Source organism: Sinorhizobium garamanticum, from assembly GCF_029892065.1.
Taxonomy (GTDB): Bacteria; Pseudomonadota; Alphaproteobacteria; order Rhizobiales; family Rhizobiaceae; genus Sinorhizobium; species Sinorhizobium garamanticum.
Genome location: NZ_CP120373.1, coordinates 1491199 through 1515866 on the forward strand (window position 1 = coordinate 1491199; position 24668 = coordinate 1515866).

Consider the following 24668-nt stretch of genomic DNA (forward strand, 5'->3'; position numbering starts at 1 on the left):
GTCGTTTCAAATGACCGTTACCGGCCGCGCGTCATGGCGGCCGGCGATGAGGGCCGGATTACCGGCCGGTGATTTCCGCCTCGGTCGGCACCAGGATCTCGCGCTTGCCGGCATGGTTCGCCGGTCCGATGATGCCTTCCTGCTCCATCCGTTCGATCAGCGAGGCGGCACGATTATAGCCGATACCGAGGCGTCGCTGCACGTATGAGGTCGAGGCCTTGCCGTCGCGCAGAACGATCGCCACCGCCTGATCGTAAGGATCATCGGAATCGGCGAGGTTGGAGGTGCCGGCCGGTCCGCCGCCGTCCTCATCCTCGCCGTCGTCCTCGGTGATCGCATCGAGATATTGCGGCACGCCCTGGGTCTTCAGGTAAGCGACTACCTCTTCCACTTCCGTGTCGGAAACGAAGGGGCCATGCACGCGCTGGATGCGCCCGCCGCCGGCCATGTAGAGCATGTCGCCCATACCGAGCAGTTGTTCGGCGCCCTGCTCGCCAAGGATCGTGCGGCTGTCGATCTTCGAGGTGACCTGGAAGGAAATGCGCGTCGGGAAGTTGGCCTTGATCGTACCGGTGATGACGTCGACCGACGGACGCTGTGTCGCCATGATGACGTGGATGCCGGCCGCACGCGCCATCTGGGCGAGCCGCTGGACGGCGCCCTCGATATCCTTGCCCGCGACCATCATCAGGTCCGCCATCTCGTCGATGATCACGACGATATAGGGCAGCGGCGTGAGGTCGAATTCCTCCGTCTCGTACATCGCTTCGCCCGTCTGGCGGTCGAACCCGGTCTGAACCGTGCGGGTGATCGCTTCGCCCTTGGCCAGCGCCTGCTCGACGCGGCTGTTGAAGCCGTCGATGTTGCGCACACCGATCTTCGACATCTTCTTGTAGCGCTCTTCCATCTCGCGCACGGTCCATTTTAGCGCGACGACGGCCTTCTTCGGATCGGTCACAACAGGCGAGAGCAGGTGCGGGATGCCGTCATAGACGGAGAGTTCCAGCATCTTCGGGTCGATCATGATCAGGCGGCACTGGTCGGGTCTGAGCCGATAGAGCAGTGACAGGATCATGGTGTTGATCGCCACCGACTTGCCCGAACCGGTGGTGCCGGCGACGAGCAGATGCGGCATCTTGGCGAGATCGGCGACGACCGGCTCGCCGCCGATCGTCTTGCCGAGCGCCATGGCGAGCCTGGTCTTGGTCGTCTCGAAATCGCGCGAGCCGATCAGCTCGCGCAGGTAGACCGTTTCGCGCCGCTGGTTCGGCAGCTCGATGCCGATGGCGTTGCGGCCCGGCACGACCGCGACACGGGCGGCGATCGCGCTCATCGAACGGGCGATGTCGTCGGCAAGGCCGATGACGCGGGAGGACTTGATGCCGGGTGCCGGCTCCAGTTCGTAAAGCGTAACCACCGGGCCGGGGCGGACATGGATGATCTCACCCTTGACGCCGAAGTCCTCGAGGACTCCCTCTAGCATGCGGGCGTTCTGTTCGAGCGCGTCGGATGAGAGCGAGGGATCGCGGGCAATATTCTTCGGTTCGGCAAGGAATTGCATCGGCGGAAGTACGAAGTCACCGTCATCATCGACAAACGAGCGCTGCGCCTCGCGTTCGATGCGCTGGCCCGATCTGGGGCGCGGCGCCGGCGACGCGACGCGGGATCCGGCCTTGGCGCGGCCTGCCTTCGGTGGGGCAGCTCTTGGCGCCCAATCGGCGGCGATATCGTCTTCGTCGTCGTCCGGCAGGATACCAGCAGGGCGCTGCTCGTCGAGATCGAAGGGCGGATCGTCGTCGTTCGCCATGATCGGCGGCGGTGTCACGACGCGGCGCTCCGCGCGGTCGAGGGAAGGCTCGACACGGTCGGCCAGCGGCTTCGGCCGCACGGGTTCGTTCAGCGTGCCGAATTCGTCATTGTTGAAGTCATAGGGTTCGTCATACTGACGTTTGGTGCTTCGCGTACCGCTCATGCCGAAGGCGCGGCGCAGGCGGGCTTCAAGCGTAAACCGCATGTGGGCAAGCGAGCCCATGAGCAGTGTGAAGGGCCCCCCCGCGTCCTCATCGTCGAGTTCTTCGCCGACGGTGCGGGCCTTGCTCGGCACGACCTCCTCCGCCGGCTCGTCCTCTTGCTCCTCGCTGACGCCGATGAGGCCGGCGCTATAGATCAGGCACCAGGCAGCCGGCACAGCGAAAAGGCAGGCGAGAACGGTCGCGAAGGTGCCGGTCGGGAAGGCGCCGGTGAAAAGGGCGGGGAAGCGCAGGATCATGTCGCCGAAAACGCCGCCGAGACCGTTCGGAAGCGGCCAGGTGATCGGTGCCGGAACACAGCTCAGCGCCGCGCCAGCGAGTGCGGAGCCGACGAACCAGAGGCCGAGACGTTTGAAGACCTTGTCGAACGGCTTGCCGCCGATGAGGACAAGCGCCCAGGCGACCGCGGGAAGCAGCGCAACGACGCTCGCCAGCCCGAAGAACTGCATGAAGATGTCGGCGAAGGCGGCGCCCGCGTAGCCGAGCACGTTGGTCGGTTCCTCCGAGGTTGCGTAGGAGAAGCTCGGATCGGACACGTTCCATGTCGACAGCGCGGCGACGGCGAGCGCCAGCGCGCCGAACAGGACAAATCCTGCCAGCGAGGCGATCTGGCGCCAAACGAAGGTGGTCAGCACGAACCGGTTGGAACGGCTGTCAAGCGTTGCGGGATTGCTTCTGCTCATGTTGCCTGTTGCCCGTGTCGATCCTTCGGAGCGTCGCGCGTTCATGGGTCGACCATGGAGGACGTTCCAGTACTTTGATTCCGCAGCATCTCGCCCGCGTTCGAAGAATGTGCGTGCGAGCGGGACGCTTCGGGCACATTGCGTGCCATGGAATCAACCTACGCGGACTAGGGTTAATGCGACATTAACCATGCGCGGATGCCGGTAAAATACCGATTGGCGCGGCCGCCAGACAAAAGGGGCATCGGACAAAAAAAGGCCCGGATCTTGTGGATCCGGGCCAGTGGCGGTCCGCAATAACCAGACGGACCGCGACGGGACTTTTGGCGGCGCCGCCTACGGCGCCGCAAACTGCTTAGCTCGCGTGGTAGGCGGCTTCGCCGTGCGAGGAAAGGTCGAGACCCTCGCGCTCGGCTTCGACCGAGACGCGCAGACCGACGAGCGCGTCGACTACCTTGAAGAGGATAGCCGAGCCGATGCCGGACCAGACGATGGTGACGAGGACGCCCTTGAGCTGCGCCCAGACCTGCGTTGCCGTACCGGCATAACCAGCGGCGAAGTCGGCGGTCGAATAGTCGACGATGCCTGCGCCGCCCAGCGCCGGGTTGACGAGGATACCGGTTCCGATCGCGCCGAGGATGCCGCCGACGCCATGGATGCCGAACACGTCGAGGCTGTCGTCATAGTCGAACTTGTTCTTCACCACGTCGACGAAGAAGTAGCAGACCGGCGAGACGGCGAGGCCGAGAACGATCGCGCCCATCGGGCCGGCGAAACCGGCAGCCGGCGTGACGGCGACGAGGCCGGCAACGGCGCCCGATGCAGCGCCGAGCATCGAGGCCTTGCCGCGGACGAGCGTTTCAACCACGGCCCAGGAGATGATTGCGGCGGCCGTTGCGAGGAAGGTGTTGATCATGGCGAGCGCCGCATAGGCGTTGGCTTCCAGGTTGGAGCCGGCATTGAAGCCGAACCAGCCGACCCACAGCAGCGAGGCGCCGACCATGGTGAGTGTCATCGAATGCGGTGCCATGATCTCCTTTTTGTAGCCCGTGCGCTTGCCAAGCAGGATCGCGCCGACGAGGCCCGCGATGCCGGCATTGATGTGAACGACGGTGCCGCCGGCAAAGTCGATCGCGCCGAAGGAGAAGATCAGGCCGGTCGGGGCCGTATAGGCACTCGGACCACCCCAGAACCACACCATGTGGGCGATCGGGAAGTAGACGAAGGTGACCCAGAGGACGACGAACAGCACGACGGCCGAGAAGCGGATGCGCTCGGCGAAAGCACCGACGATCAGCGCCGGCGTGATGCAGGCGAAGGTCATCTGGAACACGACGAAGACGTATTCGGGAATGAACACGCCCTTCGAGAAGCTTTCCGCGAGCGTCGTCGTGTCGACGCCGGCAAGGAACATCTTGGAGAAGCCGCCGATGAAGGAGTTGAGCGAGCCGCCATCGGTGAAGGCCAGCGAATAGCCGTAAGTCACCCAGATGATCATGACGACGGCGGTGATCATCAGAACCTGCATCAGCACCGAGAGCATGTTCTTGGCGCGCACGAGACCGCCGTAGAAGAGCGCCAGGCCCGGAACGGTCATGAGCAGCACGAGAATGGTCGACAGCAGCATCCAGGTGGTGTCGCCCTTGTCCGGAACGGGCGTTGCCGCAACGGCCTCGGCGGCGGCAGGGGCCGCCTCCTGGGCGAAGGCGACTACCGGCGCAAGCAGGGCGGCGGCCGTTGCGCCCAGGCGTCCGAGAGAGGTGGAAAGTTTGAACGATGACATGTGAGAAATGCTCCCTGAACGGCGTGGTTTACAACGCTTCTGTGTCGGTTTCGCCGGTGCGGATGCGCACGGCATGGTCGATCGTGTAGACAAAGATCTTGCCGTCGCCGATCTGGCCGGTCTTGGCGGCAGAGGCGATTGCGTCGACGGCCTTGTCGACGATCTCCGACGGCACAGCGATCTCGACCTTGAGCTTCGGCAGGAAGCTCACGGCGTATTCGGTGCCGCGGTAAATTTCGGTGTGCCCCTTCTGGCGGCCGTAGCCTTTCACTTCGGTCACGGTCAGCCCCTGGATGCCAACTTGAGTGAGGGCTTCACGAACCTCATCGAGCTTGAACGGCTTGATAATGGCCATCACAATTTTCATCTGGTTTCCCATCCTTTTCCGCCTCCGCCGGAGGCCGTTCTCCTTGCTGCTTAAGCGCGTGAAACGCCCGGCAACTGAAGAGACACATTCAAGGCGCGTGCCAGATTCGATGGAAGGGATTAAGTCTTTGAAAAAATGCGCAAAAATCACATTCCGTGGAGATTGCTCCACGGAATGCTAAAAAATCACCAGATCTTCAGCGTAAAAAATGGGCAGAAAATAAAAAATGCCCAATTATTATTCAGTTGCCTTTTTGCGGATCAATCCTTCCTGCGCCACGGAGGCAATCAGCACCCCTGAGCGGTCGAACAGGCTGCCGCGCGTCATGCCGCGTGCGCCATGCGCACTCGGGCTGTCCTGGGTGTAAAGCAGCCAATCATCCATCTTCGAGGGGCGGTGGAACCACATGGCATGGTCGAGACTGGCGACCTGCAGGTTGCGGTCGAAGACGGAGGTGCCGTGGGCATAGAGGGAGGTGTCGAGCAGAGTCATGTCCGAGAGATAAGCGAGCACGGCTGCCTGCAGATGGCGCTCGTCCGGCACGGTGCCGACGGCCTTCACCCACACGTCCTGCGTCGGCTGCAGCTTGTCGCGCGAGAAATAGTGCTCAAGCGATACCGGGCGGATCTCGATCGGCCGTGGCCGTTCCCAATAACGGCGGATTGCCTCGGGTGCATGGATGAGAAACTTTTCCTTGAGCTCCTGCTCGCCCGGCAATGTTTCAGGCATCGCCACCTTCGGCATCTCGAACTGATGGTCGAAACCGTCCTCGTCGTATTGGAAGGAAGCCGACATCGAGAAGATCGCCTTGCCGTGCTGGATCGCCACGACCCGCCGGGTGGCAAAGCTCGAACCGTCGCGGATACGATCGACGTCGTAGATGATCGGCACCGATGGATCGCCCGGCCGCATGAAATAGGCGTGCAGCGAGTGCACAAAGCGGCCCTCGTCGACGGTGCGTTGCGCCGCCACCAGCGCTTGGCCGATCACCTGTCCGCCGAAGACCCGTTGCCAGCCGACCTGGGGGCTCAAGCCGCGAAACAGGTTCTCCTCCAGTTTCTCGAGGTCGAGTATCGCAAGGAGCGCATCCATGGGCGTGGCGGTTTCGGCAAGGCGCGACATTTCGGCGGTCTCCGGTGTAGGAACGGCGATGGCGTTGATCTATATAGCCATAGGACAAATGCTCAAGTGCGATGGGCTCAAGTGCGACGGGAGAAGCGGATGATCGATGTGTTGATTGCCGGAGGCGGCTATGTCGGTCTGTCGCTTGCCGTGTCGCTGAAGAAAGCGGCCCCCCATCTCGACATCACCGTCGTCGACGGCGCGCCGGAAGGCGCCTGGAAGAAGGACGAGCGGGCGTCCGCCGTCGCCTCGGCTGCCGAGCGGATGCTTGGGGTTCTCGGCGTCTGGGATGCGATTGCGCCCGAAGCCGAACCGATCCTCAGGATGGTGATTACCGATTCGAAGGCGGTCGATCCCGTGCGCCCGGTCTTTCTTACCTTCGAGGGCGACGGCGGCGACGGGCGCCCCTTCGCCCATATGGTGCCGAACACGGCGATGGTCGGCGCGCTGCGCGCCGCCTGCAAGGATCTTGGCGTTGTCATCCGCCAATCGACGATGGTCGAGAGCTTCAAGAGCGGCGAGCACGCGGTGGCGATTACGCTTGGCGGTGGTGAATCGATCGAGGCGCGCCTTCTGGTCGCCTGCGACGGCGTTCGCTCCAAGCTGCGCGAGGCGGCAGGCATCAAGGTGGTTGAGTTCGATTACGGCCAGTCGGGCATCGTGACCACTGTCGAGCACGAACGCCCGCACGAGGGCACGGCCGAGGAGCACTTCCTGCCGGCCGGTCCCTTTGCCACGCTGCCGCTGAAAAACAACCGTTCCTCACTCGTCTGGACCGAGAGCACCTTCGATGCCGAACGCCTCGTCAAGGCCGACGATTTCCTCTTCGAGGAGGAGCTCGAGCGCCGCTTCGGCCACAAGCTCGGCCACCTCAAGGTCGTCGGCGGCCGCAGGGCGTTTCCGCTTGGCCTGACGCTTGCCCGCGACTTCGTCGCGCCACGCTTCGCGCTTGCGGGGGATGCCGCTCACGGCATTCATCCGATCTCGGGCCAGGGGCTCAATCTCGGCTTCAAGGACGTGGCGGCGCTCGCCGAAACGATCGTCGAGGCAGATCGCCTGGGCCTCGACATCGGGTCGCTCGCGGTCCTCGAGCGCTACCAGACCTGGCGGCGTTTCGATACCTTCCGGATGGGGGTGACGACGGATGTGCTGAACCGGCTGTTTTCCAACGACATCACGCCGATCAGGATCGCCCGCGACGTTGGCCTCGGCATCGTCGATCGCATTCCGTCGCTCAAGAACTTCTTCATCCGCCAGGCAGCCGGGGTGGCCGGCGAGGGGGACCCGCGCCTTCTGGCAGGCCAGCCGATCTGAGGGGTGTGAGAGCTTTTCGCCTGTTGCGCCCCTCATCCGCCTGCCGGCACCTTCTCCCCGCAGGCGGGGCGAAGGAGACTCGCGGCATCTGCCTGCGACGATGACGGGAGGAAGGGAAGCGGCAAGCTCCCGTCCCCTCGCCCCGCTTGCGGGAAGAGGGTTAAGGTGAGGGGCAAGTTACTCAGTCGCCAAAGATTGCTTACTGCTCCGACAGCTTCATGTCGGGGTGATAGTCCTTGCCTGCCACCTCTTTCACCACCGCCTGGCCGCACTGCATGTGCTGGGTATCGGCATTGAAGGCATAGGTCGGCGGGCCGTGCAGGGTCCAACCCTGGTTCAATGCCGCCGTCACCTTGTGGCAGAAGGTGGCGTCGTCGGGGCCGGTGAGGAAGCGGTAGAGTTTCAAGATTTTACCTTTCGTTTTTCGATCATGTCCGCCTTGGCGGCCAGTTTCAGGGCCTGGTCGAGATGCAGCCGTTCGACCATGCGGCCGTGGAGATTGATCACGCCCTTGTCCGCGTTTTCCGGCAAATCGAATGCCGCGATGATTGCGCGCGCTTCATCGACCGCCGCCTGATCGACACCGAAGTGCTCGTTTGCCGGACCGATTTGCGCCGGGTGAATGAGCATCTTGCCGTCGTAACCCATGTCGCGCCCTTGGCGGCATTCGGCCTCGAAACCGTCCGCGTCGCGGAAATCGTTGAAGACCGCATCGATGACATTAAGCCCGCTGCCGCGCGCGGCGAGCAGGATCTGCATCAGCCAGGGCACCAGGTAGGCGCGGCCGGGATGCGCGGGAACGCCCGTCTCCTTCCCGAGATCGTTCAGCCCGACGACGACGCAATCGAGCCTGCCACCGAAGGTGCGGCCGGTCTCGGCGATTGCCGCAACATTGAGCAGGCCGCGCGGCGTCTCGATCATCGCCCAGAGCCTGAGGCTTTCAGGCGCATCGTTTTCGCCAAGCCAGTCGACGGCCGTCTGGATATCGGCGGGGCTCTCGACCTTCGGCAGAAGGATGGCGTCGGGACCGGCGGCAACCGCGGCGGTGAGATCCATCTGGCCGAAGCCGGATCCCAGCGCATTGACGCGAATGACCACTTCACAGTCGGGCCTGTGCTCCGAAAGATGCCGGACAAGCGCTTCGCGCGCGTCGCCCTTGTGTTCGGGAACAACGGCATCCTCCAGATCGAAGATCACGGTGTCGGCGGCAAGCTGCCGGACCTTCGCCAAGGCGCGGGCATTGTCGGCCGGAACGCAGAGCACGGAGCGGCGCAGGCGAGTGGGATGATGGTCGATCGCAGTTGTCATGGAACCGTTGTGCCCGCCTTTCGATTGTTACGCAAGACGACCGATCGATGGACCATCCTCTTGCAAGAGACGCATTGAACTCCCACATCGCTTTTTTGAAAGGTTGACGATCATGCAAAGCATCCGCTCTGTTCTCCTGACGGCCGCCGCCATAGCCATCACCGTGGCAGCTCTCGTCTTTACCGCATCGATTGCCGTGGCTCTGGCCGGCATCGCCGCCGTCGTTGCGATCGGCAGCGCCATCGCCGCTAAGCTCAATGGCAAGCCCGCACCTGTGCGCGCCCGGGCGAACCCGACCGGAGAAAGGCGCGAAATGCGGATCTGGAACGACGGGCGCGGCACGATCATCGATCTGTGACAGGCTGCTATTCAAAGCGCTACAGCGACCTTTGCGCGTCCGATAGGACGCGCGGTGCTTTCGAAGCGCAGATTTTCCTTCATTTCGGCGCGAAACTGATCTAAACGCTCTCCCAACGTTTCCGCTGAAATCGAAGGCCAAAGTCATGGAAAAGTTCGTCAAGCTCACCGGTGTCGCTGCACCGTTGCCCGTCGTCAACATCGACACGGACATGATCATTCCGAAGGACTACCTGAAGACGATCAAGCGCACCGGCCTTGGCAAGGGACTTTTCGCCGAAGCCCGTTATAACGAGGACGGCACGCCGAATCCGGATTTCGTGCTCAACAAGCCGGCCTATCAGAACGCCAAGATTCTCGTTGCCGGCGACAATTTCGGCTGCGGCTCCTCGCGAGAGCATGCGCCCTGGGCGCTCCTCGATTTCGGCATCCGCTGCGTTATTTCGACCTCGTTCGCCGACATCTTCTACAACAACTGTTTCAAGAACGGCATTCTGCCGATCGTCGTCAGCCAGGCCAACCTCGACAAGCTGATGGACGACGCCAACCGCGGTTCGAACGCCGTGCTTTCGATCGATCTGGAAGCACAGGAAATCACCGGTCCGGACGGCGGCTCGGTCAAGTTCGAGGTCGATGCCTTCAAGCGCCATTGCCTTCTGAACGGTCTCGACGATATCGGCCTAACGCTGGAGAAGGCGAGCGCCATCGACAGCTTCGAGCAGAAAAACGCCGTATCGCGCCCCTGGGCCTGAGCGCCAGCGCCCATGATGCGCAAGCTCATCTCTTCCGGTTCCCCTTTCGAGAAGACGGCAGGCTATTCGCGTGCCGTCGTTAAAGGGGACTGGTGCTTCGTCTCCGGCACGACCGGTTATGACTATGCCACGATGACCATGCCAGAGACTGTGGAGGACCAGGCGCGCAATTGCCTGAGGACGATCGAGGGTGCCTTGAAGGAGGCCGGCTTCTCGCTTTCGGACGTCGTGCGCAACCATTACTACGTCACCGACGCCAGCTTTGCCGACCGGGTCTTTCCGATCTTCGGCGCGATGTTCGGCGACATCCGCCCGGCGGCGACAATGATCGTCTGCGATCTTATCCGCCCGGAAATGCTGATCGAGATCGAGGTTACGGCATTTCGCGGGTGACGCCTGTCCTCTCCAACTCAGCCTGCTGCATGTTTCCTTAAATCGTTGCCGATTTAAGGACGAAAACATGAAGCAAACCAAAGTGAGACCTTTGCGCGTCTGATAAGACGTGCGGCGCTGCAGAGATCGAAGAGAAGCCCATGCAGTTCGAAGGCACGGCCGACTATATCGCCGACAAGGACCTGATGATCGCCGTCAACGCGGCAATCCGGCTGGAGCGCCCGCTTCTCGTCAAGGGCGAGCCTGGCACCGGCAAGACCGAGCTTGCACGCCAGATCGCTGCCGCCCTCGGTCTGGAGCTCATCGAGTGGAACGTCAAGTCGACGACCAAGGCACAGCAGGGTCTTTACGAATATGACGCCGTCTCGCGGCTGCGCGACAGCCAGCTTGGCGATCAGCGCGTCAATGACGTGAAGAACTACATTCGCAAGGGCAAGCTCTGGCAGGCCTTCGAGGCGCCGCAGAAAACCGTGCTCCTGATCGACGAGATCGACAAGGCGGACATCGAGTTCCCGAACGACCTTCTGCAGGAACTCGACCGGATGGAGTTCCACGTCTACGAGACCGGCGAAACGATCCAAGCGCGGCACCGGCCGATCGTCATCATCACCTCCAACAACGAGAAGGAACTGCCGGACGCCTTTCTGCGCCGTTGCTTCTTCCATTATATCCGTTTCCCCGATGCCGAGACGCTCGCCCGCATCGTCGAAGTGCACTATCCGGGCATCCGCAGGACGCTGCTTTCGGCGGCGCTCACCGCCTTCTACGGCATCCGCGAGGTGCCGGGGCTGAAGAAAAAACCCTCGACCTCCGAGGCGCTCGACTGGATCAGGCTGCTGGTCGCCGACGAGATCGATCCGGCGGATCTCCGCGCCGACCCGAAATCGATGCTGCCGAAGCTGCACGGAGCGCTGTTGAAGAACGAGCAGGATGTGCATCTCTTCGAGCGCCTCGCCTTCATGGCGCGCCGCGACGGCCGAGACTCCGCGAAAAACGTTTTTCATTGACCGCGTGCCACGCAGCGCGCTATCAAACGATCCGTGGTGATTTGGCCGGCCGGCTTGCAGCCACGTTAAAGAAATCGCTAAAGGGCCGAGGAAAAATGGATTTCCAAGGACCGGTCGCGATCATCTCGCCGCCGGTTTTTTTGTATTGATCGAGTGGACCCCATGCCCATCAAGATTCCCGATACGCTGCCCGCCTTCGAAACCCTCGTCAATGAGGGCGTGCGGGTGATGACCGAGACCGTGGCGATCCGTCAGGACATCCGCCCGCTTCAGATCGGGCTACTGAACCTCATGCCGAACAAGATCAAGACCGAGCTCCAGATGGCGCGGCTGATCGGCGCAACGCCGCTGCAGGTCGAACTGACGCTGGTCCGCGTCAACGGCCACCGGCCGAAGAACACGTCCGAGGATCACCTGCTTGCCTTCTACGAGACCTGGGAGGAGGTGAAGGGCCGCAAGTTCGACGGCTTCATCATCACCGGCGCGCCGGTCGAGACGCTCGAATACGAGGACGTTACCTACTGGAAGGAACTGCAGCGCATCTTCGACTGGACGGCGACGAATGTGCATTCGACGATGAACGTCTGCTGGGGCGCGATGGCGGCGATCTACCATTTCCACGGCGTGCCGAAATATTCGCTCAAGGAAAAGGCCTTCGGCGTCTACCGTCACCAGAATCTAAAGCCGTCCTCTGTCTATCTGAACGGCTTTTCCGACGATTTTGCCGTTCCGGTTTCACGCTGGACGGAGGTGCGCCGCGCCGACATCGACCGGGTGCCGGGGCTCGAGATCCTGATGGAATCGAAGGAAATGGGCGTCTGCCTAGTGCACGAGAAGAAGGGCAACCGGCTCTACATGTTCAACCACGTGGAATATGATTCGACGTCGTTATCCGACGAGTATTTCCGCGACGTCGATGCCGGCGTGCCGATCAAGCTGCCGCACGACTATTTCCCGCACAATGACGCCGACCTGCCGCCGCAAAACCGCTGGCGCAGCCATGCGCATCTGTTCTTCGGCAACTGGATCAACGAAATATACCAGACGACACCCTATGAACTCGAAAAGATTGGCACGGGAGACCATTGAGCCTCGATGTTCATCCCCTTCTTCCTCGAATTGAAGGCTGCGAAGATCCCGGTGACGCTCCGGGAATTTCTGTCGCTGATCGAGGGAATGGAGACAGGGATCGCCACGTTCGACGTCGAGGCCTTCTATTTCCTCGCCCGTGCGGCGCTGGTGAAGGACGAGCGACACATCGACCGGTTCGACAGGGTGTTCCGGCATTGTTTTGCCGGGCTGGAAGCGGTTTCCCCATCGGAGGCTTTTGGTGAAGCAACCATTCCCGAGGAGTGGCTGAAAAAACTCGCCGAGAAATACCTAACCGAAGAGGAGAAGAAGCTCGTCGAGGCGCTTGGTGGCTTCGACAAGCTGATGGAAACGCTGCGTGAGCGGCTTGCCGAGCAGACGGGCCGCCACCAGGGCGGCTCGAAATGGATCGGCACGGCCGGCACCTCGCCCTTCGGCGCCTATGGCTACAATCCGGAAGGGGTGAGGATCGGCCAAGAGGGCTCGCGTCACCGGCGCGCGGTCAAGGTTTGGGACCGGCGCGAATTCAGAGACTATGACGACACGGTCGAGCTCGGGACACGCAACATCAAGGTGGCGCTGAAGCGGCTCAGGCGCTGGGTGCGTGAGGGTGCCGCCGAGGAGCTCGACCTATCCGGCACGATCCGCTCCACCGCCGAGCATGGCTATCTCGACGTCGTGACGCGGCCGGAGCGGCGCAACGCGGTCAAACTCTTGATGTTTTTCGACGTCGGCGGATCGATGGACGACCATATCCGTGTCGTGGAAGAACTCTTCTCGGCTGTGCGCAGCGAATTCCGGCACATGGATTATTTCTACTTCCACAATTGCGTCTATGAGGGCCTGTGGAAGGACAATTGCCGCCGGCGCGTCGATCTGACCTGCACGGCCGAACTCTTGCGCACCTTCGGCGGCGACTATCGCGCCATCTTCGTCGGCGATGCCTCGATGAGCCCTTATGAGATCAGCCATCCGGGCGGGTCGGTCGAACACTGGAACGACGAGGCCGGCGCACTCTGGCTCACGCGCATTACGGCGCATTTCCCGCGCTCGATCTGGCTCAATCCGGTTCCCGAGGAGAATTGGCGCCATACCCAGTCGATCGGCATGATTCGCGCACTCTTTGGCGGCCGGATGTTCCCGCTGACGCTCGCCGGCCTGCAAGCTGCGACGAAGGAATTGTCGCGTTGAATTCGCCCCAATGCATGTCGCCCAAACGTGAGTGGTTGCCCCTCACTCTTTCAGAGGCGGTGGTCGCCCCCTCCCCTAACCTTCTCCCGCAGGCGGGGAGAAGGTGCCGGCAGGCGGATGAAGGGCCCTCGGGCCCGCTGCAGACCACGGAGGAAAAGTATGACTTTCCGGTTGCCGCGCCACCGGAAATGCCGCAGGTTGTCGCCGATTCTGAAGCTTGACGTGGCACCGGCACTCCGATGGTGCCACGAGAGGGGAGACAAGATGAGCGCGGACATGGAAATCTTCGGTCGCCTGCCTTCCGGTGAACCGGTTCACCGCGTGACGCTCAGGGGCGGCGGGCTCACGGCGAAGGTGATCACCTGGGGGGCGGTCATCCAGGATCTGCGGCTCGAAGGGCATCAGCCGCCTTTGGTTCTGGGTTTCGAGGATTTCGACAGCTATCCTGCGCATTCGTCCTATTTCGGCGCCACCCCCGGCCGCAACGCCAACCGCATCGGCGGCGGACGCTTCACGCTCGACGGCAATGCTTATCAACTCGACCTCAACGAAAAGGGCGTGACCCATCTTCACGGCGGCAGCGACAATATCGCCAAGCGGAACTGGACGATCGTCGACCTGGCAGAGGATCGCGTGACGCTCAGGATCACCGATCCCGACGGACGGGCCGGCTATCCCGGCAATTGCACGGTCACCTGCACCTACACGCTGAAACTCGGCGGCGTGCTGAACGTCACTTACGAATCGGAAACCGACGCGCCGACGCTCGCCAATGTCTGCCAGCACAGCTACTTCAATCTCGATGGCAGCGATGACGTGTTCGGCCATGACATCATGATCGCCGCCGACCATTATCTGCCGACGGACGAGCGGCAGATCCCGACCGGTGAAATCCGTGCCGTTGCCGGCACCGCCTTCGATCTCAGGGAAATGACCTCGCTGCGGCGGCAGACGGAAGGCGAAAAGATCTTCTACGACCACAATTTCTGTCTCTCGCCGGAGCGGATGGACAAACACTCGGTGGCACTGGCGCGCAGCATCAATTCCGGGATTTCGCTGGAAGTGCTGACGACCGAGCCTGGCATCCAGCTTTATACCGGCTTCAAGCTCGATGTGCCGGTGCCGGGCTTGGAGGGTCGCCGCTACGCCCCCTTCGCCGGCTTCTGCCTCGAAACGCAAATCTGGCCCGATGCAATCAACCATGAAGGTTTCCCGAAGGGGGTGCTCAGGCCTGGCGAAACGCTGCGCCAGGAGACGGACTACGTGTTTATGAAGAGCTGAGGCGAGTGGCCGAATCGGTAAGAACTGCACCATCGGCCGACTGCTACTGCATGATTCCTTAGATCGGAATCGATTTAAGGACAAAATCATGCAGCAATTCAAAGTACTACAGTGACCTTTGCGCGTCCGATTGGACACGCGGCGCTGTAAAAGCAGCGTGGCCCAGCGATAGAGACCAAGAACAACAATGAAATGAAGAGGTTGAGAAACTGGAGCGGGTGAGGCGATTCGAACGCCCGACCCCAACCTTGGCAAGGTTGTGCTCTACCCCTGAGCTACACCCGCTCATCATCCGCGGTCCGGGGGTAGTCGGTGGACCGTGGTGCCGCCCCGTCTTGCGGCGACGGGCGCTATATGGCCTAAGCCTTTTTCAAATGCAACAGGGAAATGACGCGAATGCGAAGAATTTTTTTGGGGCCGTCCAAAAAGCTTGGAAATGCCGGTGTTTTCCACTGATGCATATCGGCCAGGGGTGTGCAGCGGCATGAGGACGTGTGAGCGGTTTCCGCCGGCATGCCGCTCCAGCCTATGAGAATCGCCGCGCCTGAGATTGCAGAGCGCGCCTGTTCTCCGTAAAGCAGGCGGAAATCGCCACGAAAGGAAGGATTTGATGATGAGCGAGGCGCAGCCGAAGACCGCGGAGGACCTGTTCCGTTTTCTCGACAACCTTGGGATCGAACACACGACGAAGCGCCATGCGCCGGTGTTCACCGTTGCCGAATCGGTGGCGCTGCGCGACGAAATTCCCGGCGGACATACAAAGAACCTGTTCGTGAAGGATAAGAAGGACAACTATTTCCTGCTGACCGTCGAGGAGCATGCGACGGTGGACCTGAAGACCGTCCATCAGATCATCGGCGCGGCGAGCAAGGTTTCCTTCGGCAAGCCGGAAAAGCTGATGGAGTATCTGGGCGTCATCCCCGGCGCGGTGACCGCCTTCGGCGCGATCAACGACACGGGCGGCAACGTGAAGTTCATTCTCGACGAGGCGTTGATGGAATTTGACACGATCAACGGCCATCCGCTTTCGAACGACCAGACGACGTCGATCGCGTCGAAAGACATGCTACGTTTCATGGAAGCGACCGGGCATGAGCCGCTTGTCTTGAAAGTGACGACCTGACATACGATCTTTGGCGCGGATGCATGAAGTCGGACGGCAAGTCCGCGAGGAGAGAAGAATGAGCGGTAGCGACAATCCCTATGCAGGTTCTTTCGGCAACCAGATGACGGCTTCGGCTTCGTTCGGCGGCCAGCCGGCGCCGAAAGCGGCAGCCGCGGCCGATCTGATCAAGGAGACAACCACCGCTACCTTCTCCCGCGACGTGCTGGAGGCTTCGCGCCAGCAGCCGGTTCTCGTCGATTTCTGGGCTCCCTGGTGCGGACCTTGCAAGCAATTGACCCCGGTGATCGAAAAGGTCGTAACGGAGGCGGCCGGCCGGGTGAAGCTCGTCAAGATGAACATCGACGACCATCCCTCGATCGCCGGCCAACTCGGCATCCAGTCAATCCCCGCCGTCATCGCCTTTGTCGGCGGGCGCCCGGTCGACGGCTTCATGGGCGCCGTTCCCGAAAGCCAGATCAAGCAGTTCATCGACCGTATCGCAGGACCCGCCGTGAGCGATGGCAAGGCCGAGATCGAAGCCGCACTGACCGACGCCAAGGCATTGCTCGATGCCGGGGAGGCGGAAAACGCGGCCGGCCTCTATGGCGCCGTCCTGCAGGCGGAGCCGGACAATGCGACGGCCATTGCCGGCATGGTCGAATGCATGATTGCGCTCGGACAGCATGCCGAGGCGCGCCAGGCGCTTTCGGAATTGCCGGAAGAGCTTGCGAAGGACGCAGCCATCAGCGCTGTCTCGAAGAAACTCGACCAGATCGAAGAGGCGCGCAAACTCGGCGACCCGACGGCGCTCGAGCATCAGCTGGCGCTCAATCCGGATGATCATGCGGCGCGGCTGAAGCTTGCCAAGATCCGCAATGTCGAAGGCGACCGTAACGCGGCGGCCGACCACCTGCTTTTGATCATGAAGCGCGACCGCAGCTTCGAGGACGACGGCGCCCGGCGCGAGCTCCTGGGCTTCTTTGAAGTCTGGGGGCCGAAGGATCCGGCGACGGTCGCCGCACGGCGCAAGCTTTCGTCGATTCTTTTCTCTTAAAGCGCGTCGGAGCTACTGCATGTTTCCTTAAATCGTAGCCGATTTAAGGATAGAACATGCAGAAATTCAAAGTGCTACAGCGTCCTTTGCGCGTCTGATAGGACGCGCGGCGCTGTAGGCGACGCGCTTTAAGTCGTTGCGTGCATGCATGTCGTTGTCCCGAAACCGTTGCACACTTTCGGGCGACATGCATTAAGCGGCAAGACTGCAGCAGGATCCGCGTCTTTTTCCCTTGAGATTTTCGAGGGACGCACCATTTCTTGATCGGGGTGTCGTGCCTGGCGATGAGGCGCGACAAGCCGGTATCTGCAAGGTCTATCAGAATGCATGTCGGAAATGCGCGATACCTCGGTCCTCAGGACTTGCCGGAGATTCTTCCGGTATTTCCGCTGACGGGCGCGCTCCTGCTTCCTGGCGCGCAGCTTCCACTCAATATCTTCGAACCGCGCTACCTTGCGATGTTCGATGATGCGCTCGCCGGCAACCGGCTGATCGGCATCGTCCAACCCTCCTTCTCCGAGGGGCGCAACGACATCGATTCGGGGCCCGTGCCGGCGCTTTGCCAGGTGGGCTGCATCGGCCGCATCACCTCCTTTGCGGAGACTGGAGACGGACGCTACATCACCTCGCTCACCGGTGTGTGCCGCTACCGGCTCTTCGCCGAAGTGGCCGGATGCCGCGGCTATCGCCGCTTCCGCATCGGCCCCTTCGCGACCGATCTCGACAGCCCGGATGACGAGAGCCTGGTCGACCGCGAGGCGCTGCTCGCCGCATTCAGAGCCTATCTCGACGCCAACAAGCTGGAAGCGGACTGGGAGAGCGTGGAGCGGGCAAGCAACCGCACGCTCGTCAATTCTATGGCGATGATGTCGCCCTACGGCCCGGCGGAAAAGCAGGCGCTGTTGGAAGCGCCTGACCTGAAAACCCGCGCCGAAACGCTGATCGCGATCACCGAGATCGTGCTTGCCCGCAATTTCGGCGACCTCGACAACATCCTGCAGTAAGCGGCAAAGCCATGGACATCAATGCCAGCAAGGTCGATCCGAAACTCCTCGAGCTGCTCGTCTGCCCGCTGACGAAGGGACGGCTGAGCTATGACGCCGAAGCGCAGGAGCTGATTTCCGAAAAAGCCCGGCTCGCTTATCCGATCCGCGACGGCGTTCCGATCATGCTCGTGTCGGAAGCGCGCAAGATCGAAGATTAGCGTACTTAATCCAAACAGGCGGGAGCCATGATTGCCCCTCACCTCCCCGCAGGCGGGGAGGTGGTTTTGGGAGTGTGGCCGCGATTCTCCTTCGCCCCCGCGTGGGGAGAAGGTGGCCGGATGAGGGGCAATTTGTGATCAGAAAAGCTGGGCAGGCTACCCGCCCACGTGTTCGACGCTTGCCTCGATCCGCTCCATGTCGTCGTCGGAAAGGCCGAAATGGTGGCCGATCTCATGGATCAGCACATGGGTGATGATATCGCCCAGCGTTTCCTCGTTTTCCGCCCAATAGTCGAGGATCGGGCGGCGATAGAGCGTGATCCGGTTTGGGAACTGGCCGGTCTCCATGGTGAAGCGTTCGCCGATCCCGCGGCCTTCGAACAGGCCAAGCAGATCGAAAGGCGTTTCAAGCGCCATGTCTTCGAAGACGTCGTCGTTCGGAAAATCGGCGACTTCGATGATGAGGTCGGTCGTCAGCTTGCGGAATTCCTCCGGTAGATGGCTATAGGCTTCGAGCGCAAGCAGTTCGAATGTGCTGAGCGTCGGTGCGTGGCGTTCCCGCCAATCATCGGTTTGGTCAATGCGGGCCATGGGCACTCCTTGTTGCCCTCATATAACGATTTCTCCTTTGTTTTTCGAGTGTTGAATTCTGGTTGGGCAGAGCGAGGAATAAATTCTCAAACATCGGTGTTGACTCTTGCGGCAGGCTCTGGAATCCATAGAGAACATAACGTGAACATCTGGTGGAGCCGACCGTCATGGCCGAGAAAGCCGTGCAGCGGGAAACCGTTTCTTCCCTCCGCGAAACCATAGCGCAGATTGAAAATCGCCGGCTGCCCGGGGTCGTGCGTGCAGCCCAGGCGGCCGATCCTGCCGGTTTCCGGCGCCAAAGGGAGGAGGCATCCCGCAACAAGATCCTGTCCCTTGGCGTCCCGCCGCTTGATGACGTGCTCGAGGGTGGGCTGCCGCTCGCGGGCATGACGGAAATCCGCAATGCCGAAACGCGCGATGTGGGGGCAGCCGCCGGTTTCGTGACGGCACTTGCGGTGCTTTGTCAGCGGAGGAAGAAGGAGAAAGGTCATCTGGCGCCGGTCCTGTGGATCAGCCAGGGCCTTGCCTCTCGCGAGGCCGGATTTCCATATGCGCCGGGCCTCAAATCCTATGGGCTCGACATCGAGCGCTTCCTGTTCGTTTCGATACGCACGGTCAAGGATGCGCTCTGGGTTGCCGAAACGGCTCTTTCGGTACCGGTCTTTGCGGCCGTCGTTCTGGAAATCCGCGGCAATCCCGCCTGTCTCGCCTTGAGCGAGAGCAGGCGCCTGCATGTAAGGGCCCGGGCAGGCGGAGTGCCTCTTCTCCTCTTCCGGCAGGCGGGCGAGGAGGAGGCCAGCAGCGCCTTTTTCCGGCTTCAGATCAAGCCGGCATCTGCCGGCGAGCGACCTCTTCCCGATGGCTCGATGCTTTGCGGCAGTATCGGCCATCCAGCCTTTCGCGTCCTTGTCGAAAAAAGCAGGGCTTACGCCTCTGCCGATATCTTTCTGGAATGGAATGCCCATGACCGCCGCTTCTACCCCATCGAGCAGTCCGTCGCTTCTCAGGCAGACGGGCAATCAGCGAATTCTGTCGATCCATTTTCCGCATCTGTCGGCCGATCGAGTGGCGCGGATCAGATGGGGCGCCTCCTGGCTTACGCAAGGGCGTCCTGATCATCCGCCCGTCGTTTTTGCCGCCAAGATCGACAATGCCATGCGGCTCGTCGCGCTCGACACGCTTGCCGAACGGGTGGGCCTGAAGCGAGGCCAGGGGGCGGCGGATGCCCGCGCCATGTGCCCGTCGCTCGATGTGATCATCGACGATCCGGCGGCGGATCGGGCCTTCCTGGAGGGGCTTGCCGACTGGTGCGACCGCTATACGCCGCTCGTCGCACTCGACGGAAAGGATGGCCTGTTCCTCGACATTACCGGCTGCGCCCATCTTCACGGCGGCGAGAGAGCGCTGGTCGACGACGTGCTTTCGCGCCTCTTCCTGCTCGGCATCGAGGCGCGGGCGGTGATCTCATCCTCTGCGGGCCTCTCCTGGGCGGTTGCCCGCTACGGCAGTGCCGCCGTCATTGCGCCCGATGATGCCGAACGGGCTCTCGCACCCTTGCCGGTCGCCGCGCTGCGCCTGCCGGCGGAAACCGCCGCCCTGCTCGAGCGGGTCGGGCTGAAAGAGATCGGCGATCTTCTTCAAGCACCGCGCGCGCCTCTCACCCGCCGCTTCGGTTCCTTGCTTCTCCTGCGGCTCGATCAGGCAAGGGGCCACGTGGACGAGCCCCTCTCGCCCCGTCTCCCCGTTCCGAGCTTTTCCGCCGAACGCCGCCTTGCCGAGCCGCTTCAGGAAGAAGAGCACATTCTTGAACTGGCACGGCATCTTTCCAACGATGTCCGCCTCTCGCTGGAACGGCATGGCGAAGGCGGGCGTCTGTTCGAGCTTCTCCTCATTCGCGTCGATGGCCGGGTGTTCCGCATTCAGGCGCATGCGGCCGTTCCCTTGAACGATGCCGATCGGATCGCGGCCCTCTTTCGCGAGCGGTTGCAGGCGGTTCATGATGACCTCGATGCCGGATACGGTTTCGAGATCCTCCGGCTATCCGTCCTTAGAAGCGAAAGGCTCGATCCTGCCCAACAGGATTTTTCCGGCGTTCCCGATGAAAGCCAGCCGCTCGCCGTCTTCGCCGACAAGCTGTGTGCGCGCTTCGGGCCGGATTGCCTGACCTTTGCGACCCTTGCCGAAAGCCATCTGCCGGAACGCGCGGGCGGATTTGCTCCCTTGACGGATGTTGCGGCGGTCATCGGATCCTGTCCGGTCGATGAGAAAGCCTGTCCCGAAAACCGCCCGCTCCGGATTTTCACGCATCCTGAGCTTGTCGAAGCGACGGCCGAGGTGCCCGATGGCGCGCCGCGCAGCTTCAACTGGCGCAAGACCCAGTATCGCGTCGCCCGCGCCGAGGGGCCGGAGCGCATCGCCGCCGAATGGTGGATCGATGGGGAGGGGTATCCGACCCGCGACTACTTCCGGGTCGAGGACCAGGAAGGCCGCCGTTTCTGGCTGTTCCGCGAGGGTCTTTACGGACGGGAAATCTCCCCGGTCCGCTGGTTCATGCATGGAGTTTTCGCATGAGCGCGGATCCTACCTTCTACGAGCTTGGCGCGCGCACGAATTTCTCCTTTCTGGAAGGAGCAGCGCCCGCTGAGGAAATGATCGTCTTTGCCAAGAAGGTCGGGCTTGCCGGCCTCGGCATCGCCGATCGCAACAGCGTCGCGGGCGTCGTCCGGGCCCATGCCAAGGCAAAAGTGGAGGGCTATCCTTTCCGGCCGGGCGCCCGCCTGGTTTTTGCTGACGGCACGCCGGATATCCTCGCCTATCCAAGAAACAGGAAGGGGTGGGGGCATCTGTGTCGCCTGCTTAGCGCCGGAAACCTGCGCTCGAAGAAAGGGGAGTGCACGCTTTATCTCGCGGATCTTTTCGAGTGGCAGGAGGATCTTCTCCTTATCGTCATGCAAGGCGAGGGGCGACCGGATGCTGGCTTTCTTGGAGATATCCTGGAGAAGCTGCAGCAACAGGCGGGCAGCAGGCTCTATCTCGGAATGACGCCGCGTTACGACGGGTTCGACCGGCATGATTTCGCCGTTCTTGCCGCTCTCGCCCGGAAGGCCGGCGTGCGGCTTCTGGCCACCAATGACGCGCTCTACCACGATCCGCAATACAGGCCGCTCGCGGATGTCGTCACCGCCATTCGGGAACATGTGACGATCGCCAGCGCCGGCTTCCTTCTCCAGAAGAATGCCGAGAGGCACCTGAAGGGCCCGAAGGAAATGGCGCGGCTTTTCAGCGATTACCCCGAGGCGATCGTCAATGCGCGCAAGTTCTTCAAGCGGCTCGCCTTCAATCTCGACGAACTCAGCCACCAATATCCGGACGAAAATGCCGAAGGCGAGACGCCGGCGGAAACCCTGAAGCGGCTTGTCGCCGAAGGCGCGGCTGAACGTTATCCCGCCGGCGTGCCGGAAAAGGTGAAGCGGCAGATCGAATACGAACTGGAACTCATCAACGACAAGAAATACGAGCCCTATTTCCTGACCGTGCACAAGCTGGTGAAGTTTGCCCGCGGTGAGAAAATTCTTTGCCAGGGGCGGGGGTCGGCGGCCAATTCCTCGGTCTGCTTCTGCCTCGGCATCACCGACGTCGATCCGCAGAAGTTCACCCTGCTCTTCGATCGGTTCCTGTCCCGCGACCGCGACGAACCGCCCGATATCGATGTCGATTTCGAACACGAGCGGCGCGAGGAGGTCATCCAGCATATCTACAGGACCTACGGCAAGGAACATGCCGGGCTGACGGCCGCGGTGATCAGTTATCGCTCGCGTTCGGCCGGGCGCGAGGTCGCCAAGGCGTTCGGCCTTTCGGAGGATGTCCAGTCGGCGCTCGTGAGCTCGATCTGGGGCTGGAGCTCTTCGGCCTTCACCGAGGAGCAGGCGAAGGCTGCTGGTCTCGATGCATCGGATCCGCTGACGAGGCGCGTTCTTGGCTATGCCAGCCTGCTCTTGAACTTTCCGCGGCATCTGTCGCAGCATGTCGGCGGCTTCGTGATCACCCGCGACCGGCTCGACGAGGTCGTGCCGATCATGAACACGGCCATGCCCGACCGTTACATGATCGAATGGGACAAGGATGACCTCGACCATCTGAAGATCCTGAAGGTCGACGTGCTGGCGCTCGGCATGCTGACCTGCCTCGCCAAGGCCTTCAAGCTTCTGGAAGCGCATTACGGCGAGCCAAAAAAGCTGGCTGAAATCTATCAGGATCAGAAGACGGTCGTTTATGACATGATTTGTCGCGCCGATACGATCGGGGTCTTCCAGATCGAAAGCCGGGCGCAGATGAGCATGCTTCCGCGCCTCCAGCCGCGTGAAATGTATGATCTGGTGATCGAGGTCGCGATTGTCCGCCCCGGCCCCATCCAGGGCAACATGGTGCATCCCTATCTCAAGCGGCGCGAGGCGCAGCGGTTAAGGCAGGAACCGGTCGAATATCCGAGTCCGGAACTGAAAGCGGTCTTGGAAAGGACGCTCGGCGTGCCGCTGTTCCAGGAACAGGCGATGCAGATCGCGATCACCGCCGCCGGCTTTTCGCCCAGCGAAGCCGATCAGCTCCGCCGCGCCATGGCGACCTTCAAGCGGACCGGCACGATCCATACTTTCGAGCGGAAAATGATCGAGGGCATGGTCAAGAACGGTTACGACAGGGAGTTTGCCGAGCGCTGCTTCAACCAGATCAAGGGGTTCGGCGAATACGGCTTTCCCGAGAGCCATGCGGCCTCCTTCGCATCCCTTGTCTATGCCTCGTCCTGGTTCAAGACCTATTACCCGGACGTCTTCTGTGCTGCGATCTTGAACTCGCAGCCGATGGGCTTCTATGCGCCGGCGCAGCTCGTGCGGGATGCCCGCGAACATGGGGTCAAGATGCTGCCGGTCGACATCAATTTTTCGAGCTGGGACGCCGGGCTCGAAGGCGAAGGCATGTTCAACAAGGCAGAGATCGGTCCTCGCCATGCCGAAATGGCAGGCGTGATCCGGACTCAGAAGGCCGTCCGGCTGGGCTTCCGGCTGGTCAAGGGACTGAGGCAAGAGGATATGGATACGCTCGTTGCGCGTCGGGGCAGGGGATACCGCTCCATCCATGACCTCTGGATGCGTTCCGGGCTTACCCGGTCCGTTCTGGAGCGCCTTGCGGATGCCGATGCCTTCCGTTCCATCGGCCTCGATCGGCGCGCAGCCCTCTGGGCGGTGAAGGCGCTTGATGAGGCGTCGGCGGTCGAGCGTCTGCCGCTTTTCGATGGCGCGGGTTCCGAGGATCTGCAGGCCGAGCCGGCGGTCGCCCTTCCCGATATGCCCCCCGGAGAGCATGTCATCAACGATTACCGCTATCTGACGCTTTCGCTGAAGGCTCACCCTGTTTCCTTCATGCGGGAGGATTTCTCGCGAATGGGCATAGTTGCCAATCGCGATCTGGCGCAGACCGCCGCAGGAAGAAGGGTCACGGTCGCCGGCCTTGTGCTCGTTCGTCAGCGCCCGGGTTCGGCCAAGGGTGTCATCTTCATGACGATCGAGGACGAGACCGGCGTCGCCAACATCATCGTCTGGGAAAAAATGTTCAAGAAATACCGGGCAGAGGTTATGGGCTCACGGCTTGTGAAGGTCCGTGGCCGATTACAGAGCGAAAGCGGCGTCATCCATGTGGTTGCCGAGCATGTCGAGGACATAACGCCGATGCTTGGTCTCCTGCGTAAGGAAGCGCGGCGTCTTGCAGCCAGCGACCGCATGGACGAGGCCTTGCGGCCGACGGCCGCCGCCCGCGAAAGGAAAGCGCTCAAGCAGATGCGGCTGCCTTTGCCCGCCCGCGCAGGCGAGCACCGGGATACGGCAACGGAGGTGGCCGATGTCATGCCGAAAGGGCGCAACTTCCACTAATTGAGTCAGAGCGGGATGCGGGCGGAAAACCGCGCACGCTTTTCCTCATCCCGCTCCAAGCTTCGGTGAGATCGTATCGGTGTCTCGTTCGTCCCGACGAGGTTTGCGGCGCTTGG

General features: G+C 61.9%; 22 protein-coding genes, 1 tRNA gene and 1 riboswitch. Of the genes, 15 read left to right on the plus strand and 8 right to left on the minus strand.

Translation table 11 applies throughout. The annotated features are described in order from the left end of the window. Positions 1-58 precede the first annotated feature (58 nt). From PZN02_RS06955 to tesB, 4 genes are all read right to left on the minus strand, one after another. Positions 59-2713 carry an FtsK/SpoIIIE family DNA translocase gene (locus PZN02_RS06955; RefSeq protein WP_280660862.1) on the minus strand — a complete coding sequence of 885 codons (2655 nt, stop codon included), beginning with the start codon at positions 2711-2713 and terminating at the stop codon, positions 59-61. Positions 2714-3068: 355 nt separating this feature from the next. Then, positions 3069-4496, minus strand: coding sequence for an ammonium transporter (locus PZN02_RS06960; protein ID WP_280660863.1), 1428 nt, complete (start codon positions 4494-4496; stop codon positions 3069-3071). Between the two features lie 28 nt (positions 4497-4524). Further along, positions 4525-4875: a P-II family nitrogen regulator gene (locus PZN02_RS06965; RefSeq protein ID WP_280661412.1), complete on the minus strand. Its 351-nt coding sequence runs from the start codon at positions 4873-4875 to the stop codon at positions 4525-4527. 225 nt (positions 4876-5100) lie between these two features. Further along, positions 5101-5985 carry an acyl-CoA thioesterase II gene (tesB, locus tag PZN02_RS06970; RefSeq protein WP_280660864.1) on the minus strand — a complete coding sequence of 295 codons (885 nt, stop codon included), beginning with the start codon at positions 5983-5985 and terminating at the stop codon, positions 5101-5103. Between the two features lie 99 nt (positions 5986-6084). Between tesB and PZN02_RS06975 the strand changes: the two genes are divergently transcribed. Then, positions 6085-7299 carry a ubiquinone biosynthesis hydroxylase gene (locus PZN02_RS06975; RefSeq protein ID WP_280660865.1) on the plus strand — a complete coding sequence of 405 codons (1215 nt, stop codon included), beginning with the start codon at positions 6085-6087 and terminating at the stop codon, positions 7297-7299. A gap of 199 nt (positions 7300-7498) precedes the next feature. On the opposite strand, the gene PZN02_RS06980 is transcribed toward PZN02_RS06975, so the two are convergent. Both PZN02_RS06980 and PZN02_RS06985 read right to left on the minus strand, forming a co-directional pair. Continuing rightward, positions 7499-7705, minus strand: a complete 207-nt coding sequence (locus PZN02_RS06980) for a DUF1737 domain-containing protein (RefSeq protein WP_280660866.1) — start codon at positions 7703-7705, stop codon at positions 7499-7501. Next, positions 7702-8607 carry an HpcH/HpaI aldolase/citrate lyase family protein gene (locus PZN02_RS06985; protein ID WP_280660867.1) on the minus strand — a complete coding sequence of 302 codons (906 nt, stop codon included), beginning with the start codon at positions 8605-8607 and terminating at the stop codon, positions 7702-7704. The genes PZN02_RS06980 and PZN02_RS06985 overlap by 4 nt, the downstream gene beginning before the upstream one ends. A gap of 112 nt (positions 8608-8719) precedes the next feature. On the opposite strand from PZN02_RS06985, the gene PZN02_RS06990 reads away from it, so the two are divergent. The 7 genes from PZN02_RS06990 (at position 8720) to PZN02_RS07020 (ending at position 14677) form a co-directional block, all read left to right on the plus strand. Beyond that, positions 8720-8965: a hypothetical protein gene (locus PZN02_RS06990; RefSeq protein ID WP_280660868.1), complete on the plus strand. Its 246-nt coding sequence runs from the start codon at positions 8720-8722 to the stop codon at positions 8963-8965. 145 nt (positions 8966-9110) lie between these two features. Beyond that, positions 9111-9716, plus strand: coding sequence for a 3-isopropylmalate dehydratase small subunit (leuD, locus tag PZN02_RS06995; RefSeq protein WP_280660869.1), 606 nt, complete (start codon positions 9111-9113; stop codon positions 9714-9716). Between the two features lie 12 nt (positions 9717-9728). After that, complete coding sequence (locus tag PZN02_RS07000) at positions 9729-10109, plus strand: RidA family protein (RefSeq protein ID WP_280660870.1); 381 nt, start codon at positions 9729-9731, stop codon at positions 10107-10109. Between the two features lie 140 nt (positions 10110-10249). Then, positions 10250-11116 (plus strand): AAA family ATPase, encoded by an 867-nt coding sequence (locus PZN02_RS07005; RefSeq protein WP_280660871.1) that lies wholly within the window; start codon positions 10250-10252, stop codon positions 11114-11116. Between the two features lie 23 nt (positions 11117-11139). After that, a riboswitch (SAM riboswitch) is annotated at positions 11140-11217 on the plus strand. Positions 11218-11278: 61 nt separating this feature from the next. Beyond that, the gene (metA, locus tag PZN02_RS07010; protein ID WP_280660875.1) at positions 11279-12205 is read left to right on the plus strand and encodes a homoserine O-acetyltransferase MetA; all 927 of its coding nucleotides are present in this window, start codon (positions 11279-11281) and stop codon (positions 12203-12205) included. A 6-nt stretch (positions 12206-12211) separates the two neighbouring features. Further along, positions 12212-13396 (plus strand): vWA domain-containing protein, encoded by a 1185-nt coding sequence (locus PZN02_RS07015; protein ID WP_280660877.1) that lies wholly within the window; start codon positions 12212-12214, stop codon positions 13394-13396. 264 nt (positions 13397-13660) lie between these two features. Then, positions 13661-14677, plus strand: coding sequence for an aldose epimerase family protein (locus tag PZN02_RS07020; RefSeq protein WP_280660878.1), 1017 nt, complete (start codon positions 13661-13663; stop codon positions 14675-14677). Between the two features lie 210 nt (positions 14678-14887). Here the strand turns inward: PZN02_RS07020 and PZN02_RS07025 are convergent. Beyond that, positions 14888-14962, minus strand: a tRNA-Gly gene (locus PZN02_RS07025). A 328-nt stretch (positions 14963-15290) separates the two neighbouring features. Here PZN02_RS07025 and PZN02_RS07030 point away from each other — a divergent pair. From PZN02_RS07030 to PZN02_RS07045, 4 genes are all read left to right on the plus strand, one after another. Then, the gene (locus PZN02_RS07030) at positions 15291-15800 is read left to right on the plus strand and encodes a prolyl-tRNA synthetase associated domain-containing protein (RefSeq protein WP_280661413.1); all 510 of its coding nucleotides are present in this window, start codon (positions 15291-15293) and stop codon (positions 15798-15800) included. 58 nt (positions 15801-15858) lie between these two features. After that, on the plus strand, positions 15859-16836 hold the full coding sequence (gene trxA / locus PZN02_RS07035; protein WP_280660879.1) for a thioredoxin: 978 nt from the start codon (positions 15859-15861) through the stop codon (positions 16834-16836). A 323-nt stretch (positions 16837-17159) separates the two neighbouring features. Beyond that, entirely contained in the window at positions 17160-17840 is a 681-nt protein-coding gene (locus PZN02_RS07040; protein ID WP_280660880.1) for an LON peptidase substrate-binding domain-containing protein, read from the plus strand. A gap of 11 nt (positions 17841-17851) precedes the next feature. Continuing rightward, positions 17852-18040 (plus strand): Trm112 family protein, encoded by a 189-nt coding sequence (locus PZN02_RS07045; RefSeq protein ID WP_225108993.1) that lies wholly within the window; start codon positions 17852-17854, stop codon positions 18038-18040. Positions 18041-18196: 156 nt separating this feature from the next. On the opposite strand, the gene PZN02_RS07050 is transcribed toward PZN02_RS07045, so the two are convergent. Beyond that, a complete protein-coding gene (locus tag PZN02_RS07050; protein WP_280660881.1) occupies positions 18197-18631 on the minus strand; it encodes a metallopeptidase family protein in 435 nt (144 codons plus the stop codon). A 167-nt stretch (positions 18632-18798) separates the two neighbouring features. On the opposite strand from PZN02_RS07050, the gene PZN02_RS07055 reads away from it, so the two are divergent. Genes PZN02_RS07055 through PZN02_RS07065 form a run of 3 tightly spaced genes read left to right on the plus strand, consistent with a single transcriptional unit; the run spans position 18799 to position 24552 of the window. Next, entirely contained in the window at positions 18799-19746 is a 948-nt protein-coding gene (locus PZN02_RS07055) for an ImuA family protein (RefSeq protein ID WP_280660882.1), read from the plus strand. Positions 19747-19786: 40 nt separating this feature from the next. Next, positions 19787-21202, plus strand: coding sequence for a DinB/UmuC family translesion DNA polymerase (locus PZN02_RS07060; protein WP_280661414.1), 1416 nt, complete (start codon positions 19787-19789; stop codon positions 21200-21202). Next, entirely contained in the window at positions 21199-24552 is a 3354-nt protein-coding gene (locus PZN02_RS07065; protein ID WP_280660883.1) for an error-prone DNA polymerase, read from the plus strand. The genes PZN02_RS07060 and PZN02_RS07065 overlap by 4 nt, the downstream gene beginning before the upstream one ends. Positions 24553-24668 lie beyond the last annotated feature (116 nt).

Coding starts and splice junctions, on each gene's coding strand:
- PZN02_RS06960 (WP_280660863.1), bottom strand. CDS start 4,496: ATGTCATCGTTCAAACTTTCCACCTCTCTCGGACGCCTGGGCGCAACG.
- PZN02_RS07005 (WP_280660871.1), top strand. CDS start 10,250: ATGCAGTTCGAAGGCACGGCCGACTATATCGCCGACAAGGACCTGATG.
- PZN02_RS07050 (WP_280660881.1), bottom strand. CDS start 18,631: ATGGCCCGCATTGACCAAACCGATGATTGGCGGGAACGCCACGCACCG.
- leuD (WP_280660869.1), top strand. CDS start 9,111: ATGGAAAAGTTCGTCAAGCTCACCGGTGTCGCTGCACCGTTGCCCGTC.
- PZN02_RS06965 (WP_280661412.1), bottom strand. CDS start 4,875: ATGGGAAACCAGATGAAAATTGTGATGGCCATTATCAAGCCGTTCAAG.
- PZN02_RS07055 (WP_280660882.1), top strand. CDS start 18,799: ATGGCCGAGAAAGCCGTGCAGCGGGAAACCGTTTCTTCCCTCCGCGAA.
- PZN02_RS07065 (WP_280660883.1), top strand. CDS start 21,199: ATGAGCGCGGATCCTACCTTCTACGAGCTTGGCGCGCGCACGAATTTC.
- PZN02_RS07060 (WP_280661414.1), top strand. CDS start 19,787: ATGCGGCTCGTCGCGCTCGACACGCTTGCCGAACGGGTGGGCCTGAAG.
- PZN02_RS07020 (WP_280660878.1), top strand. CDS start 13,661: ATGAGCGCGGACATGGAAATCTTCGGTCGCCTGCCTTCCGGTGAACCG.
- PZN02_RS06975 (WP_280660865.1), top strand. CDS start 6,085: ATGATCGATGTGTTGATTGCCGGAGGCGGCTATGTCGGTCTGTCGCTT.
- trxA (WP_280660879.1), top strand. CDS start 15,859: ATGAGCGGTAGCGACAATCCCTATGCAGGTTCTTTCGGCAACCAGATG.
- PZN02_RS07015 (WP_280660877.1), top strand. CDS start 12,212: ATGTTCATCCCCTTCTTCCTCGAATTGAAGGCTGCGAAGATCCCGGTG.
- PZN02_RS07000 (WP_280660870.1), top strand. CDS start 9,729: ATGATGCGCAAGCTCATCTCTTCCGGTTCCCCTTTCGAGAAGACGGCA.
- PZN02_RS06955 (WP_280660862.1), bottom strand. CDS start 2,713: ATGAGCAGAAGCAATCCCGCAACGCTTGACAGCCGTTCCAACCGGTTC.
- tesB (WP_280660864.1), bottom strand. CDS start 5,985: ATGTCGCGCCTTGCCGAAACCGCCACGCCCATGGATGCGCTCCTTGCG.
- PZN02_RS07045 (WP_225108993.1), top strand. CDS start 17,852: ATGGACATCAATGCCAGCAAGGTCGATCCGAAACTCCTCGAGCTGCTC.
- PZN02_RS07040 (WP_280660880.1), top strand. CDS start 17,160: ATGCATGTCGGAAATGCGCGATACCTCGGTCCTCAGGACTTGCCGGAG.
- metA (WP_280660875.1), top strand. CDS start 11,279: ATGCCCATCAAGATTCCCGATACGCTGCCCGCCTTCGAAACCCTCGTC.
- PZN02_RS06990 (WP_280660868.1), top strand. CDS start 8,720: ATGCAAAGCATCCGCTCTGTTCTCCTGACGGCCGCCGCCATAGCCATC.
- PZN02_RS06985 (WP_280660867.1), bottom strand. CDS start 8,607: ATGACAACTGCGATCGACCATCATCCCACTCGCCTGCGCCGCTCCGTG.
- PZN02_RS07030 (WP_280661413.1), top strand. CDS start 15,291: ATGAGCGAGGCGCAGCCGAAGACCGCGGAGGACCTGTTCCGTTTTCTC.